The 15,738-nt window shown below is 63.5% G+C and carries 8 protein-coding genes; 6 read left to right on the forward strand and 2 right to left on the reverse strand.

Features of this window, described 5'->3' with window-relative positions:
* Positions 1-3 precede the first annotated feature (3 nt).
* The 5 genes from QA645_RS03865 (at position 4) to QA645_RS03885 (ending at position 5,884) form a co-directional block, all read left to right on the forward strand.
* Positions 4-1,155, forward strand: coding sequence for a branched-chain amino acid ABC transporter permease (locus QA645_RS03865; RefSeq protein WP_283048300.1), 1,152 nt, complete (start codon positions 4-6; stop codon positions 1,153-1,155).
* Entirely contained in the window at positions 1,152-1,910 is a 759-nt protein-coding gene (locus QA645_RS03870; RefSeq protein ID WP_254134815.1) for an ABC transporter ATP-binding protein, read from the forward strand. Before QA645_RS03865 ends, QA645_RS03870 begins: the two co-directional genes overlap by 4 nt.
* Before the next feature lie 3 nt (positions 1,911-1,913).
* Positions 1,914-2,702, forward strand: a complete 789-nt coding sequence (locus tag QA645_RS03875) for an ABC transporter ATP-binding protein (protein ID WP_254134814.1) — start codon at positions 1,914-1,916, stop codon at positions 2,700-2,702.
* A gap of 65 nt (positions 2,703-2,767) precedes the next feature.
* Positions 2,768-4,606 (forward strand): AMP-dependent synthetase/ligase, encoded by a 1,839-nt coding sequence (locus QA645_RS03880; protein ID WP_283048304.1) that lies wholly within the window; start codon positions 2,768-2,770, stop codon positions 4,604-4,606.
* Positions 4,607-4,684: 78 nt separating this feature from the next.
* A complete protein-coding gene (locus tag QA645_RS03885) occupies positions 4,685-5,884 on the forward strand; it encodes an ABC transporter substrate-binding protein (RefSeq protein WP_283048305.1) in 1,200 nt (399 codons plus the stop codon).
* Between the two features lie 175 nt (positions 5,885-6,059).
* On the opposite strand, the gene QA645_RS03890 is transcribed toward QA645_RS03885, so the two are convergent.
* Together QA645_RS03890 and QA645_RS03895 are read right to left on the reverse strand one after the other, a co-directional pair.
* Positions 6,060-7,184, reverse strand: a complete 1,125-nt coding sequence (locus QA645_RS03890) for a hypothetical protein (protein ID WP_283048307.1) — start codon at positions 7,182-7,184, stop codon at positions 6,060-6,062.
* Between the two features lie 89 nt (positions 7,185-7,273).
* The gene (locus QA645_RS03895; protein WP_283048308.1) at positions 7,274-8,005 is read right to left on the reverse strand and encodes a transglutaminase-like cysteine peptidase; all 732 of its coding nucleotides are present in this window, start codon (positions 8,003-8,005) and stop codon (positions 7,274-7,276) included.
* A gap of 713 nt (positions 8,006-8,718) precedes the next feature.
* Between QA645_RS03895 and QA645_RS03900 the strand changes: the two genes are divergently transcribed.
* Entirely contained in the window at positions 8,719-15,723 is a 7,005-nt protein-coding gene (locus QA645_RS03900; protein WP_283048310.1) for a VCBS domain-containing protein, read from the forward strand.
* Positions 15,724-15,738 lie beyond the last annotated feature (15 nt).

Consider the following 15,738-nt stretch of genomic DNA (forward strand, 5'->3'; position numbering starts at 1 on the left):
CGCATGCGCTTCCTGTTCAAGACCGACTATGAGGACGACATCAGGCTCTTCCCGCATTCCGGCTATGTGGTCTCATACGGCCTGCTGCTCGCGGTGCTGCTGATCGCGCCCTATGTGCTCTCCAGCTATCTGATGAGCCAGCTCGTCTTCGTCTGCATCTATGCGACCGTCGGCGTGGCACTGATGATCCTGACCGGCTTTACCGGGCAGGCCTCGCTCGGGCATGCCGCGTTCCTCGCGATCGGCGCCTACACGGCCGCCTACTTGCAGAAATACAACGTGCCGTTCCCGGTCTACTTCCTCGCCGCCGGCGTCCTGACCGGATGCATCGGCGCACTGGTCGGCTTCCCCGCGCTGCGGCTGCAGGGCATCTATCTCGTCATCGCCACCATCTCCTTCGCCTTCATCGTCGAGGAGATCCTGGCGCGCTGGGAAAGCGTGACCAACGGCAACGAGGGCCTGCGGATCAAGGCGGTGTCGCTGCTCGGCGTGACGGTCTCGCGCGACAGTCCGACCTTCTATTTCCTCTGCCTTGCGGTGCTGGTGCTGACCATCGTCGGTACGCTCAATCTGCTGCGCTCCCCGACCGGCCGTGCCTTCGTCGCGATCCGTGACAGTGAGACGGCGGCGCGCAGCATGGGCGTCAATGTCGCGCTCTACAAGGTGAAATCGTTTGCGATCTCGGCGGCGATCACCGGCTTTGCCGGCGTGCTGTTCGCGCACAAGCTCTCCTTCATCTCGCCGGAGATGTTCACGCTGCAGCTCTCGATCGAGTTCATCATTGTGATCCTGATCGGCGGCACCTTCAGCCTGCACGGCGCGGTGCTGGGCGCGATCTTCATCGTGATGATCGATCCATTCCTCACTTATCTGAAGGACGATATGCCCGGCATTATCGCCGGTGTTGCCGCGACCTTTGGGGCGGGCGCAGCAACTGTGGCCAACATCCAGTCCAAGGTCGCGGCCTTTGCCTCGCTCAACGGGCTGAAGGGCGCGATCTACGGCATCATCATCATGCTGTTCGTGCTGTTCGAGCCGCTCGGCATCTACGGCCGCTGGCTGAAGATCAAACTCTTCTTCCAGCTATTCCCGCTCTACAAGCGCGCGACCTTCAAGCGGCAGAAGATCTACGTGAAGTCGGAGCGGAACCGATGAGCTATTTCCGCGCCGAAAACCTGTCGCTGCATTTCGGGGGCCTCAGGGCCGTCGATGCGGTGTCGTTCGCGGTCGAGAAGGGCGAGATCCTCTCGATCATCGGGCCGAACGGCGCCGGCAAGAGCTCGATCTTCAATCTGATCTCGCGGATCTACCGGCCGACCTCGGGCCGCATCTTCTTCGAGGATCAGGACATCACCGAAGAACCGCCTTACGATATCGCAAAGCTCGGCATAGCCCGCACCTTCCAGAACATCGAGCTGTTCGAGAACGCGACGGTGCTGTCCAACCTGCTGGTCGGCCGCCACCGCCATTCGACCACGCAGCTGTGGCAGGAACTGCTGTTCCTGCCGAGCGTGCGCGCCAACGAGAAGGTGCATCGCCGCCGGGTCGAACAGGTGATCGAGTTCCTTGACCTCGAGCCTTACCGCGACAAGCTGATCTCGGGCCTGCCATACGGCGTACGCAAGGTGATCGAGCTGGCGCGCGCGCTGTGCTCGGAACCAAAACTGATCCTGCTCGACGAGCCGTCCTCGGGCCTCAACGTCGAGGAGACCGACGACATGTCGTTCTGGATCCGCGACATGAAGAGCGAGCTCGGCGTCACCGTGCTGATGGTCGAGCATGACATGTCGCTGGTCAGCCGCGTCTCGGACCGCGTCATCGCGCTGAACTACGGCCGCGTGCTGGCGATGGGCTCGCCGGCCGAGGTGCAGCAGCATCCCGACGTCGTCGCCGCGTATCTGGGAGCGTGATGCATGGATGCGACCCCGGCGCCCGACATCATCCTGAGACTCTCCAACATCGAGAGCTATTACGGGCCGATCATGGCGATCCGCGGCATCTCGCTGGAGGTGCCGCGCGGCCGCATCGTCACGCTGCTGGGGGCCAACGGTGCCGGCAAGACCACGGTGCTGAAGACCATCTCGGGCATTCTCGATCCGCAAAAGGGTTCGATCGAGTTCATGGGCAAGCCGATCCAGCGCATGGAGGCCGACCGCATCGTGCGGCTCGGCCTCAGCCATGTGCCCGAGGGGCGCGAGGTGTTCCCGTTCCTCTCGGTGCGCGAGAATTTGATGATGGGCGCCTATCCGCGCCGCGATCGCGACGGCGTGGCGGAGGACCTGGAGCGGGTCTACGGCTATTTCCCGCGGTTGAAGGAGCGTATCAACCAGCCGGCCGGCCAGCTCTCCGGTGGCGAGCAGCAGATGCTCGCGATCGGGCGCGCGCTGATGAACCGGCCGACGCTGCTCTTGCTCGACGAGCCCTCGCTCGGCCTGTCGCCGATCCTGGTGAAGGAGATTTTCACCATCATCCGCCGCGTCAACGAGGAGCAGGGCATGTCGATCCTGCTGGTCGAGCAGAATGCGCGCGTGGCGCTGGAGACGGCGCACTATGGTTACGTGCTGGAGATCGGCCGCGTCGTGATGAACGACAGCTGCGACCGCTTGATGCATTCCCAGGACATCCAGGAATTCTACCTTGGCGCCAAGGAGCAAGGCGCACGCGGCGAGCGGCGTTGGAAAAAGAAGAAGACTTGGAGATGAAGAACTTACTGCTCAAGAACTTGGAGATGAAGAAACTGCGTTAGGACGGCAACGAGGAGACGCGCATGGCCCGACCGGCGGTGCTGACGGTCGCTGATACGATCGCGAGGAGCTTTTTGCGCGCAGCAGAGGTGCGCGGCGACAGGCCTGCGATCCGTGAGAAGAAGTTCGGCATCTGGCAGCCGACGAGCTGGCGCGAATGGCTGCAGGTCTCGAAAGAAATCGCCTACGGCCTTCGCGCCATCGGCTTCATGCCCGGCGACGTCGCTTCCATCATCGCCAACGCGGTCCCGGAGTGGATCTACGCCGACATGGGCATCCTCTGCGCCGGCGGTGTCTCGTCAGGCATCTATCCAACCGATGCCGCGGCGCAGGTCGAATATCTCATCAATGATTCCGCAACGCGGGTGATCTTCGCCGAAGACGAGGAGCAGCTCGACAAGATCCTGGCCTGCCGGGTGCGCTGTCCCAACTTGCAACGGATCATCGTGTTCGACATCGAGGGCCTCAGCGGCTTCTCCGACGACATGGTGATGTCGCTCGACGAGTTTCGCGCGCTCGGTCGCAATAGCATGGTCGGCCGCGACGCGCTGTGGCAGGAGATGATCAACAGCCGCAGTGCCGGCGATCTTGCCGTTCTCGTCTACACCTCCGGCACCACGGGCCCGCCGAAGGGCGCGATGCATGCCAACCGCAGCGTCGTCCACCAGATGCGGCACGCCAACGACTTCATTCCGGCGCGCGAGGACGAGGACCGGCTGATTTTCCTGCCGCTGTGCCACGTCGCCGAACGCATCGGCGGCTACTACATCTCGGTCGCGCTCGGCTCCGTCATGAACTTTGCCGAGAGTCCCGAGACCGTGCCGGACAATCTGCGCGAAGTGCAGCCGACCGTGTTCCTCGCGGTGCCGCGCATCTGGGAAAAATTCTATTCCGCCATCACCATCGCGCTGAAAGATGCGACTCCGCTCCAGCAATGGGTCTATCGCCGCGCCATCGAGATCGGCTATCGCATGGTCGATTGCCGGATCGAGGGCAAGGCGCCGTCGCCGGCGTTGCGTGTCGCCAACCGGGTCGCTTACCAGCTGGCCTTCCGCAACATCCGCCGCATGATCGGGCTCGACCGTTGCCGCATCGCCTTTACGGGTGCTGCGCCAATCGCGCCGGATCTGATCCGCTGGTATCTTGCGCTCGGCATCGACATCCACGAGGTCTACGGCCAGACCGAGAACTGCGGCGTCGCGACCATGATGCCCGGAGCGCGCATCAAGCTCGGCTCGGTCGGTACGGCGGTGCCCTGGGGCGAGGTCGCGCTGTCGCCCGATGGCGAGATCCTGATCAGGGGCGACTTCCTGTTCATGGGCTATCTGAACCAGCCTGCGAAGACGGCGGAGACCATCGATATCAGCGGCTGGCTGCACACCGGCGACGTCGGCACCATCGACAATGAGGGGTTCGTCCGCATCACCGACCGGATGAAGGACATCATCATCACCTCCGGCGGCAAGAACATCACGCCGTCGGAGATCGAGAACCAGCTCAAGTTCTCGCCCTACATTTCGGATGCGGTCGTGATCGGCGACAAGCGCCCCTATCTCACCTGCCTCGTGATGATCGACCAGGAGAATGTCGAGAAGTTCGCCCAGGACCATGACATCCCCTTCACCAATTACGCCAGCCTGTGCCGGGCCGGCGAGATCCAGGATCTGATCTGGCACGAGATCGAAGGCGTCAATGCGAACTTCGCCCGCGTCGAGACCATCAAGAAATTCTACCTGATCGAACGCCAGCTCACCCTGGAGGACGAGGAACTGACGCCGACCATGAAGCTGAAGCGCAATTTCGTGAACAAGCGCTATGCCGCCGAGATCGACGCGATGTATCGCGCGCGGGCGGTGGCTTAGCAGATGCGCATATCAAACAGCGAAGCGGTGATGGCCCTCGCCCTTCGCGTCATACGGGCCCAAGGAGAGGAGACGTCAATGTCGAGATCGTTGAAAGCGTTCGGCCTTGCGGTGGGTGCGGTGGCGCTCACCTGTCTGCCGGCCGCTGCCCAAACCAAGGTCACCAATGAAGGCGTCTCGGCGAGCGAGATCGTCATCGGTACCCATCAGGATCTGTCTGGCCCGATCAAGGGCTGGGGCGTGCCTGTCTCCAACGGCATGAAGATGGCGGTCGAGGAGGTCAACGCGGCCGGCGGCGTCCAGGGCCGCAAGATCAGGATGATCCTCGAGGACAACGGCTATGATCCCAAGAAGGGCGTGCTGGCGTCGCAGAAGATGGTCGAGCGCGACAAGATCTTCGCGATGATCGGCTCGATGGGATCGGCGCCGACGCTCGCTGCCCAGGACATTTTGTTCGATGCGGGTGTATTCCAGCTCTTCCCGCTGACGGCGGCCGAGTTCACTTACAAGTTCGATCCGGCGAAGCCGCAGGAGCGGCTCAAGTTCAACAATCTGCTGCCCTATGTCGAGAGTACGCGCGCCGCGTTGAAATACATGGTGCAGTGGAAGAGCTTCCAGAAGCCTTGCCTCATGTATCAGGATGACGAGTACGGAAAGAACGTGCTCGACGGCTTCAACCAGCAGCTTGCCGCAATGAAGATGCAACCTGCTTCGATCACGAGCTACAAGCGTGGTGCGTCGGACTTCAGTGCGCAGGTCGCCAAGATGAAGTCGGACGGCTGCGATCTCGTCGTGCTCGGCACCATCCTTCGCGAGACCATCGGCGCGATGAGCGAGGCGAAGAAGCTCGGCTGGGATGTCACCTTTCTCGGTGCCTCGCCGACCAACGTCCCCGAAGTGCCGGCGCTCGGCAAGGACGCCGTCGAAGGGCTCTACGCAGCAAGCCTGTTCGAGATTCCCTATGAGGACACCGCCAAGGGAAAAGTGAAGGACTGGGTCGTCAACTACAAGAAGATGTTCGGCACCGACGCCAATCCGCAGGCGATCATCGGTTACAACGCGGTGATGACGTTCGCCTTCTACGCCGACAAGGCGGGCAAGGACCTCACCGGGCAGAAGATGCTCGATTCACTGGAGTCGGGTGAGAAGTTCCTCGACATCTTCAACTCGCCGCCGACCAAGTTCTCCAAGACCGACCACCTCGCCAACACCATCACCCAGGTGCAGCAGGTCAAGGGCGGTCGCTGGGTGCTCGTGAAGGACAATCTGATGTTTTGATGTTTCGCCGCGAGGACGGTGCACCCTCTCCCCTTGCGGGAGAGGGTGGATCGACGCGAAGCGGCGAGCCGGGTGAGGGGTATCTATCCTCACGAGCAGACTTGCGCGTGGTGAGAACCCCTCATCCGGCGCTTCGCGCCACCTTCTCCCGCAAGGGGAGAAGGAAGAAGACAGCCTACGATCCCCCGCCAGCGTTGCCGGAATTCACCGGCGCCAGCTCGTCCTCGCGGCAGCGCCAGCCGTCGGCGGCTTTCACGAAGGCGAAGGTCCGCTGGATGCGCAGGCGTCGCGTGACGTTGAAGGCTGCTGCGGAGCGCTCCTTGTTGCCGGCGCCCGGTTGCGGGCGGCCGGTCGCTGCGTCCCAGCAGGTGCCGGTGCAGGTCGAGGCGACCTTGCTGCAGGTGGTGAACGGCGCCAGCACGACCATTTCGATCTCGCCGGTGACCTGCGCCTCCTGATCCGTCACCTGGCTGTCGAGCGCGTAGACGCGGTTGATGCGGAGGAAATTGCCGCATGAATTGGCGGCGTGGATGCGCGCGGCGCAGAAATCGACGGCGTCGGTGTCGGGCTCCCTGGCCGCGACCTGCCGGCCGAACACCTTCTTCGGATCGCCCTTGGCGGCGGCGATCTCGGCGGTCTTGCGCTTCAGAAAATCGGCGAGGCAATCTTCTGCGGAGCCAAGCTCCTGCGGCGGCACGTTCTCCTTGCCGACCAGATTGCACTTGCGATCGCGCTCTCGCGTCCAGCGACCGTATTCGGCGAAGGCAAAGCGTGCCGCGGTCGGGTCCAGTCTGCCGATCAGGCCGAGCACCTGGCTGTTGAGCTCGGTCTCGGTGAGCGCAAGCGAGGGGTCTGCGCAGATCAGCGCGCCGGCCGCGGTGTTGGCCGCGAGGCAATCGAAATCCGGATCGCGCACGATCGCGGCGCGATCCTCGGTCACCTTGAGGAGGCAGGCCTTCACCCGGTCGAAATCTTCGATGCGGATCGCGGTCTGGCCGACGATGCCGCAGCCGAGATTGCGTTGGCGGATCCAGATCGCGTTCTCTTCGATGGCGGGCAGGCGATCAGGCAGGCGGGCGAGCCGTGCCTCGATGGCGGTAGAGAGCTTCTCGGCGGCGGCAGACAGTTCGGGATCGCCGCAGAACAATTGATTGCCGGGGTCGCGGATCTGCTGGCAGTTATTCCCCGCGAACAGCGGCAGCCTGTCGGCAACAGAGTGGTCGGATCTCCCGGATTGCGCGAAGCCTGATGCTGCCGGCCAGGCGAGCAGCGCAAGCACAGTCAGCACGATCAACCGCATTCCAATTGTCCCCAGCATGGCCATCGCCATGCTAGCGTCCCGGATCGTGCGGCGAAACGGATTTGTGGCGGGCTACGCGATCGCGACGGTCAATTCGCCTCGGGGGCGACCGCGGCGAACCGTACGGGTTCGCCGGCATATCTCAGCACGGCGGATTGGTAGAGCACGTAGAGCGGCTGGTAGTTGCGCGCGTCGTCGTCCTCGACCATCGCCATGCGGCGGTTGTCGAGCATCAGCCAGTGGCCGTCGAGCTTTGCCGAGGCGACCGCATGGCCTTCGCCGCTGCGGGTGTCGCGCACCACGACGAGGCGGAGGTCCTCCGCGGCGACGCCGGCAAGCCGCAGCGCGGCCAGCTTGGCGATGGCGTAATCCTCGCAATCACCGGCGCCGCGTTCGAAGGTCTCGAGCGGCGAACTCCAGATGTCCTCGGCTCCGTCGTTTTCGGCGCGAATGGCGAGGTTGATGGCGCGGTTGGTCTCACCGAATAACGCGCGGCCGTCGCGGGTGCGGGCCTGGTCGACGATGGCGAGCAGCTTCAGCGCCGCGGGCGAGGCGCAATGGTCGCGGTCGCCGTCACACAGCGCGAGCTGCACCATGTCGTCGTCGAGCCTCTCCTTCAGCGCGAGCCATTTCGTCCGCAGGCCGCCGGTGGAAATGGCGAAGGCGAACACGCCGAAAGGCTCGGCCGATTTGCGCACGAGCATGCCGGCGCCCGGCGACAGCAATGTGCCGGCACGAAGGTCGGCGGCCGAACCGAGCAGGATCAATCCGCACAGGACAAGGATAGCGCGCCAGGCGCGCGAGCGAGCAGCGGTCTCCATCTGACATCCCCTTATCCGGCTTCGTCAGGTCCCCCTCGACCTCGACGTGCCGGGCTTGTTGCTTTCGCGGAGATAGTGCGAGGCGGGCCGTTTTGTTCTGCTTAACGCGCTTGGGCAGGGCGCCGAAACCGTGGGGCAGGCTGAATCGGGCCTGCCGCAATTGCGTAAAATTTTACGATTCGCCGGCTATGTGTTGCCGCGATGCCGCGAGAACGAACAAATCGCAGGGAGAAATTGTGGGCGGGCCGATTCGTCGCTTATGGCTAATGACCGGCTAGTTCACGAGTTCTGTTAGTTGGGTCACAGATTTAACTCCGTATTTGCCGCAGGATGTTCCGGGGGACTACGAAGAAAAGATGACATAAGTATCCGCCGTCAAATCCCTGCGGCTGATTACTTTGAACGACTTGAAATGTGCGCAATAAGCCGGATTCGACTTCAAAATATTCGAAAAAATACCTCAACTCATCTATGGATGTCGCCGTAGGCATAGTCGTGGACAGCCAAGTGATGCGGAATCACACAAGCAATAGATGGTTTCGCTAAGGACTTGGTAATGCTATGCAAGCTTAGGCGGTGGATACTTACTTAGATTTTAACCCTTTTACGGTGCCCGGTTGAACTACGCTGGCAAATTTGACGCCGCGCTCTCTTTTGATGGCCATTCGAATGGCCACCACGTCGATTCATTCATAGCCAAAGCGCACGGCCACGTGCCCGAAGGCGCGGTCGTCGTTGCCGACCCCAACCTGATCTTCAACGGCGAGTTCAAGCGCACGGGTGTTGATCTCGTGCTGTCGCACGACGGCCATGAGTTCGTCGTTCACGATTATTTCAGGGGCGACAAGCGCGCCGCGATCGCCTCGCCCGATGGCGCCCATCTCACCGGCGACATCGTCAGCGCGCTCACGGGTTACGTCCAGGTCGCGCAGGCCGCGCCCGGTGCCGCCGCAGCGCAGGTCATTGGCCACGTCACCAAGCTGACCGGCAGCGCGACCGCGGTCCGTAATGGCGTCTCGGTTATCCTGAACAACGGCGACAACGTCGAGAAGGGCGACGTGGTCTCGACTGGTTCGGACTCGACGCTCGGCGTGACCTTCATCGACGGCACCGTGTTCGGCCTGTCCTCCAACGCGCGGATGGTGCTGAACGAGATGGTCTATGACCCCAACGGGTCAAACAATTCCTCGCTGCTCAGCCTGGTCGCGGGCACCATCACCTTCGTTGCCGGCGAGACCGCCAAGCACGGCGACATGAAGATCGACACGCCGGTCGCCACCATGGGCATCCGCGGCACGGCGGTGCTGACCGAGATCAACTTCGTCGTTCCCGCAGGCGGCGGTGATCCGCAGCCGCAGGCGAACTTCCAGGTGCTGGTCGAGCCCAACGGCACCACCGGCTCCTACATCCTGTTCGACAAGCTGACGCTGCTGCCGATCGCGACGGTCAACCAGGCCGGCCAGATGATCCAGATCAGCGGCGGCAACGTCTCGATCACGAATGGGCTGCTGTCGCCGGACGTGCAAAAGCTGATCACGGACGTGTTCACGCTGAAGTTCACGGACAACAACACCAACACCAAGCTCACCACGAACTTCACCGACAGCATTACGCAGGACGGCAACAACCTCCTGATCAAGACGGCGAGCGGTGCGTCCGCGACGGCGATCTTCACCAACACCGTCAACGCCAATGGCTCCGGTTCGGGGCAGGGTGGCGGGGACAAGTCGGTCGACCGTATTCCTGGGCCACCGCAGGCGCGCAGCCTCGATAGCCACGGCAACGTCACGACGTCGTTCAAGCTGACCGAGCACGCGAACGCGACCGCCGGCCGGGCTGACGCGACCGGCGGCGCCGTCGGCGCTGACACAGTGTCGGGCCAGATTAACTTCGTCGATCAGAACCTGGGCGATCGGCCGACGGTTTCGGTGAAGCTCGCTGATGCGCCGAACTTCGTCTATGAGAACGCCAGCCAGCAGGACGTCACCGGCTCGCTCAGCGCGCTGCAAAAGCAGGACATCGCGGCAACGCAGATTCAGATCAGCGTCGTCCCCGACCCGGCCAACAGCAACAACGGCTCGGCGATCTGGACCTACACGATCCCCGACCACGTCTTCGACTTCCTCGGGGCCGGCGAAACGCTGACGCTGACCTACACGTTCCTCGTCAACAACAATTTCGCAGTCCAGCCTGAATCCTTTCCGATCACGATCACCATCACGATCACGGGCACCAACGACAAGCCCGTGATCACCACGAGCGTCCCGACCATCACGTTCTCGGGCGGCACCAGCGTCCCGGGCGGTCCGCTCACCAGCGACGTCCCGACCTCGGGCACGCTGGCCTTCACCGACGTCGACCTCACCGACACGCACACCGTGTCGGTCAGCAAATTCAGCGCGGTGCTGCCCGGCGGGACGGTCCCCAAGGCCATCTCGGACTTCCTCGCGGGTGCCTTGTTGGTCTCGATCGCATCCGGCCACGACAGCACCGGGACCGGCACGGGATCGATCGACTGGTCGCTGAAAGATATTCCGGTCTATCTCGCCGACTTCATCCCGAAGGGTGAAGTGCTGACGGTGACGTACACCGTGACGGTCAAGGACTCGCAAGGCGCGACTTCGGACCAGACCGTTACGGTCACCATCACCGGCACCGATGCACCTGCCGTGGTGTGGATCGCGACGAACACCGAGGGATCTCCCGCGGGTGGCTTCTGGAAGGACGGCGCGAATTGGGAAACCGGCAACGCGCCGACGATCAATGACGACGTCATCGTCATCACCGATCAGTTGCACGGGCTGACGCCGTCCTATCCGGTCACGATCGACCTCGCGGCGTTCGGCAAGTCGCTGACGATGGATGATTACGACACGACGCGGAACCACACCGTGCCGGAGGTCATCAACCACAGCACGTTGACGCTCGCGGGCTCGCTCACGCTCAATGCCGACGCGAAGTTTACCAACGCTGCCGATGGCCAGGTTCTCGTCGGCGGCGCGATCGATGTCGAGACGATCACCAGGAAAACCGGTGAGGTCGTCGTCAATACCGTCACGATCACCAATGCGGGCACGCTCACGCTGGCCGCGGGCGGCGTGATCGATACCCTGACGACCATCGCCAATTCCGGCACGATTGAGCTTTCCGGCGGAACCTTGGCGCTGAAGACCGGCATTGCCAACACCGGCAACGTCAAGATCGATGCCGCCGGCAAGCTCACAGTCAACGGCGCGACAATCGACGGTGGTGCGACCCCCGTCTTCCACGGAATTCCGGGGGGCGAAGGTGGTGAGGGCGACGGCACCGAGGGGACGGACATCGGCGGGCTGCGCAGCGTCGGCACGGTCACGAACAACGGCGAGTTCGATCTCACCGGCAACGCCGTGCTCAGCAACGGCATCCTGAAGAACAACGGCTCCGTCAATGTCAGCGGTACCGGCAACGCGCTCAACTACGAAGTGGTCACCAATGCCGGCACCATCGAGGTGCTCTCGGGCGCACTCACCATCGGTTCGGGATCGACGGTCGAGAATTCCAGCGGCAACGTCATCGTCGACGCCGCGTTGACCCTGGACGGCGCCACGATCAGCGGCGGTGCCATCAAGGGCGCCGGCACGATCGACGTGACCAGCGACAGCACGATCGATGGCAATGCGACCCTCACGACCGGCCCCGTCACGGTCGAGAGCGATGTCACGCTGACGCTCGACGATGCCACTGTTGCGGGCACCGCGATCACCAACCACGGCACGGTCAAGGTCGACGGCAGCAGGAAGCTGACCTTGAAGGGCGCGAGCCTGACGGGCGGCACGCTGACGGTCTCCGGCACGCTGGATTCGACCGGCGCGACGACGATCACCAATGCCAATATCTCGAACTCCAATCTGCTGGAGTCGACGCTGGGCGGCCTGCTTGCGTTGGTCGCGACGACGTCCACCACCGCGATCACGAATGGCGGCACCCTCCGGGCGAATGGCGCCGAGCTCGACATCAACGGCGAAGCCGTCACCAACACCGGGACGCTGGCTGCCATCAACGACGGCACGCTGAAGCTGATCTCGAACATCGTGACCAACACCGACGGTACGGTGTCGGTGGAGGCGGGCTCGACGCTCGATCTCCAGGCTGCGACGATCGATGGCGGCACCGTGACGATCGCGGGCACGCTGGAATCGACCGGCGCGAGCGCCATCGACAACGCCGACATTACGGTTGCCAGCACCGGCACGGTCTCCGTCACCAGCGGCACGCTGACGATCGATCCCACGACGAGCCACGCCATCGCCAATCACGGGTCGATCAAGGCTGAGACCGGCGGCACGCTGAAGCTGACGACCGCCACCATCACCAACGCCGGCGCCACGATCTCGGTTGACGGCACGTCGAAACTCTATCTGACCGACGTCTCGATCAATGGCGGCAGCCTCACCAATGCCGGCAATCTCTACAGCGTCGGCCTCAACACGGTCACAGGTGGTGTCACCAACACGGGCACCATCGAGGTCCAGAGCGGCACGCTGAGCCTGTCCGGCGGCATCACCGGCGTCGGCACGCTGATCATCGACGACAAGGCGACGCTCGCGCTCGGCGGCGCGGATGCGCAGACCGTCACCTTCGCCGGCGGCACCAATACGCTTGAGCTCGACAAGGTCGCCGGCCACAGCTTCACCGGCACCATCGCCGGCCAGTCGTCGACAGGCGGCACCTTCACGGTCACGGGCAATGCCGACATCACGACGTCGAAGGGCGATGCGCTCGACGTCACGGCGTCCGGCGGGACGAGCGACAATCGCGCCAACATCGTGCTGACGCCGACCGGCGCGCTGAGCGGCGCGAACAACGGCATTGCCGTCACCCAGGACGGCATCGGCGATATCTCGCTGATGACGGTTGGCGACGTCACCGGCACGGCCGGCGACGGCATCGTGCTGCACGACGGCGCGAGCGGCGCAGGCAATATTACCGCGACCATCGGCGGCGCCGCGTCCGGCGCGGTCGGGCTCGACGTCGTCTCCCATGGCGGGGGCGCCGTCACCATCACTAATAACGGTCACATCACGGGCACGACGTCGTTCGGTCTTCATGTCGACCAGGACGATTCCGGCGCGACCGGCTCGACGCACATCATCAACGCCGGCACGGTGGTCGGCGCCGATGGTGTCGCCGCGATCTCCATCCAGGAGAATACGACCGGGTCCGCGACGATCGACAATTCCGGCACGATCGGCCCCGACGCCGCCAGCGTGACCTCGACGACCTATGCGATCGTCGAGACCGGCGGCGCGATCACGATCAACAACAGCGGCCACATCAACGGCAACATCTCGGTCGCAAGCGCCACGTTCGACAACAACGCCGGCGGCACCTGGACGGTCGCAGGCAGCGGCGTGTTCGGCGATGCGTCGTCGATCGTCAACCACGGCGACATCGATCTGCACGGTGCTTCGATTTCCGGGACCGGGCTGAGCATCACGAATGACGCGACCATCGACAGCTGGGGTACGGCGTCGATTTCGGGCACCATCACCAACACTGGAACCATCGAGGTCCATAACGGCGATCTGTCGTTGCTCGGCTCGCTGTCCGGCTCCGGTTCGGTCACCGTCGACGCCGGCGCGACGCTCGAGGTCGAGGGCGCGGTCTCGCAGACAATCACGCTCGCCGGCGACGGCGCCCACCTGCAGATTGATACATCGACCTTCGGCGGATCGATCGCGGCGTTGTCCAAGACCGACACGATCGACCTGTCGACCATCAAGTACGGGCTCGGCACCAGCGCGGTTTACGTTGCCAACGCCGATGCCTCGACCGGCGGTGTGCTGACCGTGACGGACGCCTACGGTCACCACATCAGCCTGACGCTGACCGGCGCCGATTACAGCAACACGACCTTCGCAGGCAGCGATGACGGCACCGGCCACACGCTGATCACGGTCCATGCCACGGACGACGCGCCGGCCTTCACCGACGGCGGAGTGCTGGCCGCGAGCGTCTCGGAGCAGGCGAACGCGACCGGCGACTTCTCCACGGTCGATACCGCAACGCCTGCGACCGGCTCGGTCGACTTCACCGATATCGATCTGACCGACCTGCCGGCGGCCAAGATCACCGGCCAGGTCGTGACCTCGCTGGGGGCCGATCACAGCACCGACCTCACGGCATCGCTGACGCCCGGCGAGATCGCGGCGCTGGAAAACGCGTTGACGCTCCAGCAGACCGGCAAGAACAACGGCACGGTCACCTGGAGCTATTCGATCGCTGACGGTGCGCTGGATTTCCTCGGCCAGGACCAGACCGCGAAGGTCGTCTCGACCATCACCCTCGATGACGGCCACGGCCAGAAGACGACGGCCGACGTCACGATCACGATCACCGGCCAGAACGACGCGCCGACATTGGCCGCGGTGACGACGGCGCCGCTCGTGGATACGGCGAACGCCGATACCTTCTCCGATATCACGGGGACGCTGGTCGGGACCGATGCGGATCATGGCGAGACGGCGACGCTGAAATATGCCGTGCTCGATTCGCACAACAACGCGGTATCGACTCTCGCCGGCCACTACGGCACGCTCACGGTCAACGCCAACGGCACCTACGACTATTCGCCCGATGCGACCGCGATCAACGCGCTGTCGGCAGGTTCCTATGTCGATACGTTCACGGTGCAGACCACCGACACGCACGGCGCGACCGGCACCGCGACATTCACGGTGAACGTGACCGGCGCCAACGACACGCCGGTGCTGTCCGATGGCAGCCTCGGCAAGCTCACCGACACGGCCGCCGCCGACACTTTCTCCGACCTCACCGGCCACTTGGCCGGGACCGATGCCGATACCGGCGATACGCTGACCTATGCTCTGCTGAACTCGGATCATCACGCGACCAGCACCCTCACGGGTCACTATGGCGCGCTGACGCTCAACACCGACGGCAGCTACACCTACGTCCCCGATGCCGCCTCGATCAATGCGCTGCCTCAAGGCTCCTATTCGGATGCTTTCACCGTCCAGCTAACGGACTCGCATGGTGCCGCCACCACGGCGACATATACCGTGGACGTGACCGGTGCGGACGATGCGCCCGTCTTCAACCTCGACAAGATCAGCGTGACCCAGCTGGACGACGAACAGATCGTCGTTCACGGCCTCCAGGTCACCGATGTCGATGCCGCGGCCGATGAAACCTTCACGCTTCTTGCGACCGGCGCGAAGGCAGGCGATGTCAGTCCGTCGTCTGGCTCGGGTTCTCTTGCCGACATCAACACGATGCTGGGCACCCTGACCTACAATGAAGGCAGCGAAGAGCCTTCCACGGATACGGTCGCGCTCACCGTGACCGACGGCCACGGCGCGACCAATACTGTCAACCTGATTTTCAATCTCGCCGAAAGCGCGGACGATCACGTGAGCCTCACCGGCACGACCGGCAAGGATGTCTTCTTCGGGACCGGCTATCAGGAACAATTCGTGTTCGGGGCCAATTCGAACCACGACACGATCGTGAATTTCACGCCCAACCAGGATCACATCAACCTGACCGCGGTCGTGGCGACCGACATCGACGCCGCATGGATCGCGCAGCACGTCGCGGCTTCGCCGGCCAACTCCGCGGATACCCTGATCACGATCGATTCCGCCGACACGATCCTCCTGAAGGGCGTCAACGCCGCCAACCTCCACGCGAGCGACTTCATCGTCCATTCCGGATGATCGCCCGGACGACGC

Origin of the sequence: Bradyrhizobium sp. CIAT3101 (assembly GCF_029714945.1) — a bacterium.
Lineage (GTDB): Bacteria > Pseudomonadota > Alphaproteobacteria > Rhizobiales > Xanthobacteraceae > Bradyrhizobium.

Bases quoted from the DNA above. Each gene is read 5' to 3' on its own strand.
- QA645_RS03865 (WP_283048300.1), top strand. From the start codon at position 4: ATGCGCTTCCTGTTCAAGACCGACTATGAGGACGACATCAGGCTCTTC.
- QA645_RS03870 (WP_254134815.1), top strand. From the start codon at position 1,152: ATGAGCTATTTCCGCGCCGAAAACCTGTCGCTGCATTTCGGGGGCCTC.
- QA645_RS03875 (WP_254134814.1), top strand. From the start codon at position 1,914: ATGGATGCGACCCCGGCGCCCGACATCATCCTGAGACTCTCCAACATC.
- QA645_RS03880 (WP_283048304.1), top strand. From the start codon at position 2,768: ATGGCCCGACCGGCGGTGCTGACGGTCGCTGATACGATCGCGAGGAGC.
- QA645_RS03885 (WP_283048305.1), top strand. From the start codon at position 4,685: ATGTCGAGATCGTTGAAAGCGTTCGGCCTTGCGGTGGGTGCGGTGGCG.
- QA645_RS03890 (WP_283048307.1), bottom strand. From the start codon at position 7,184: ATGCGGTTGATCGTGCTGACTGTGCTTGCGCTGCTCGCCTGGCCGGCA.
- QA645_RS03895 (WP_283048308.1), bottom strand. From the start codon at position 8,005: ATGGAGACCGCTGCTCGCTCGCGCGCCTGGCGCGCTATCCTTGTCCTG.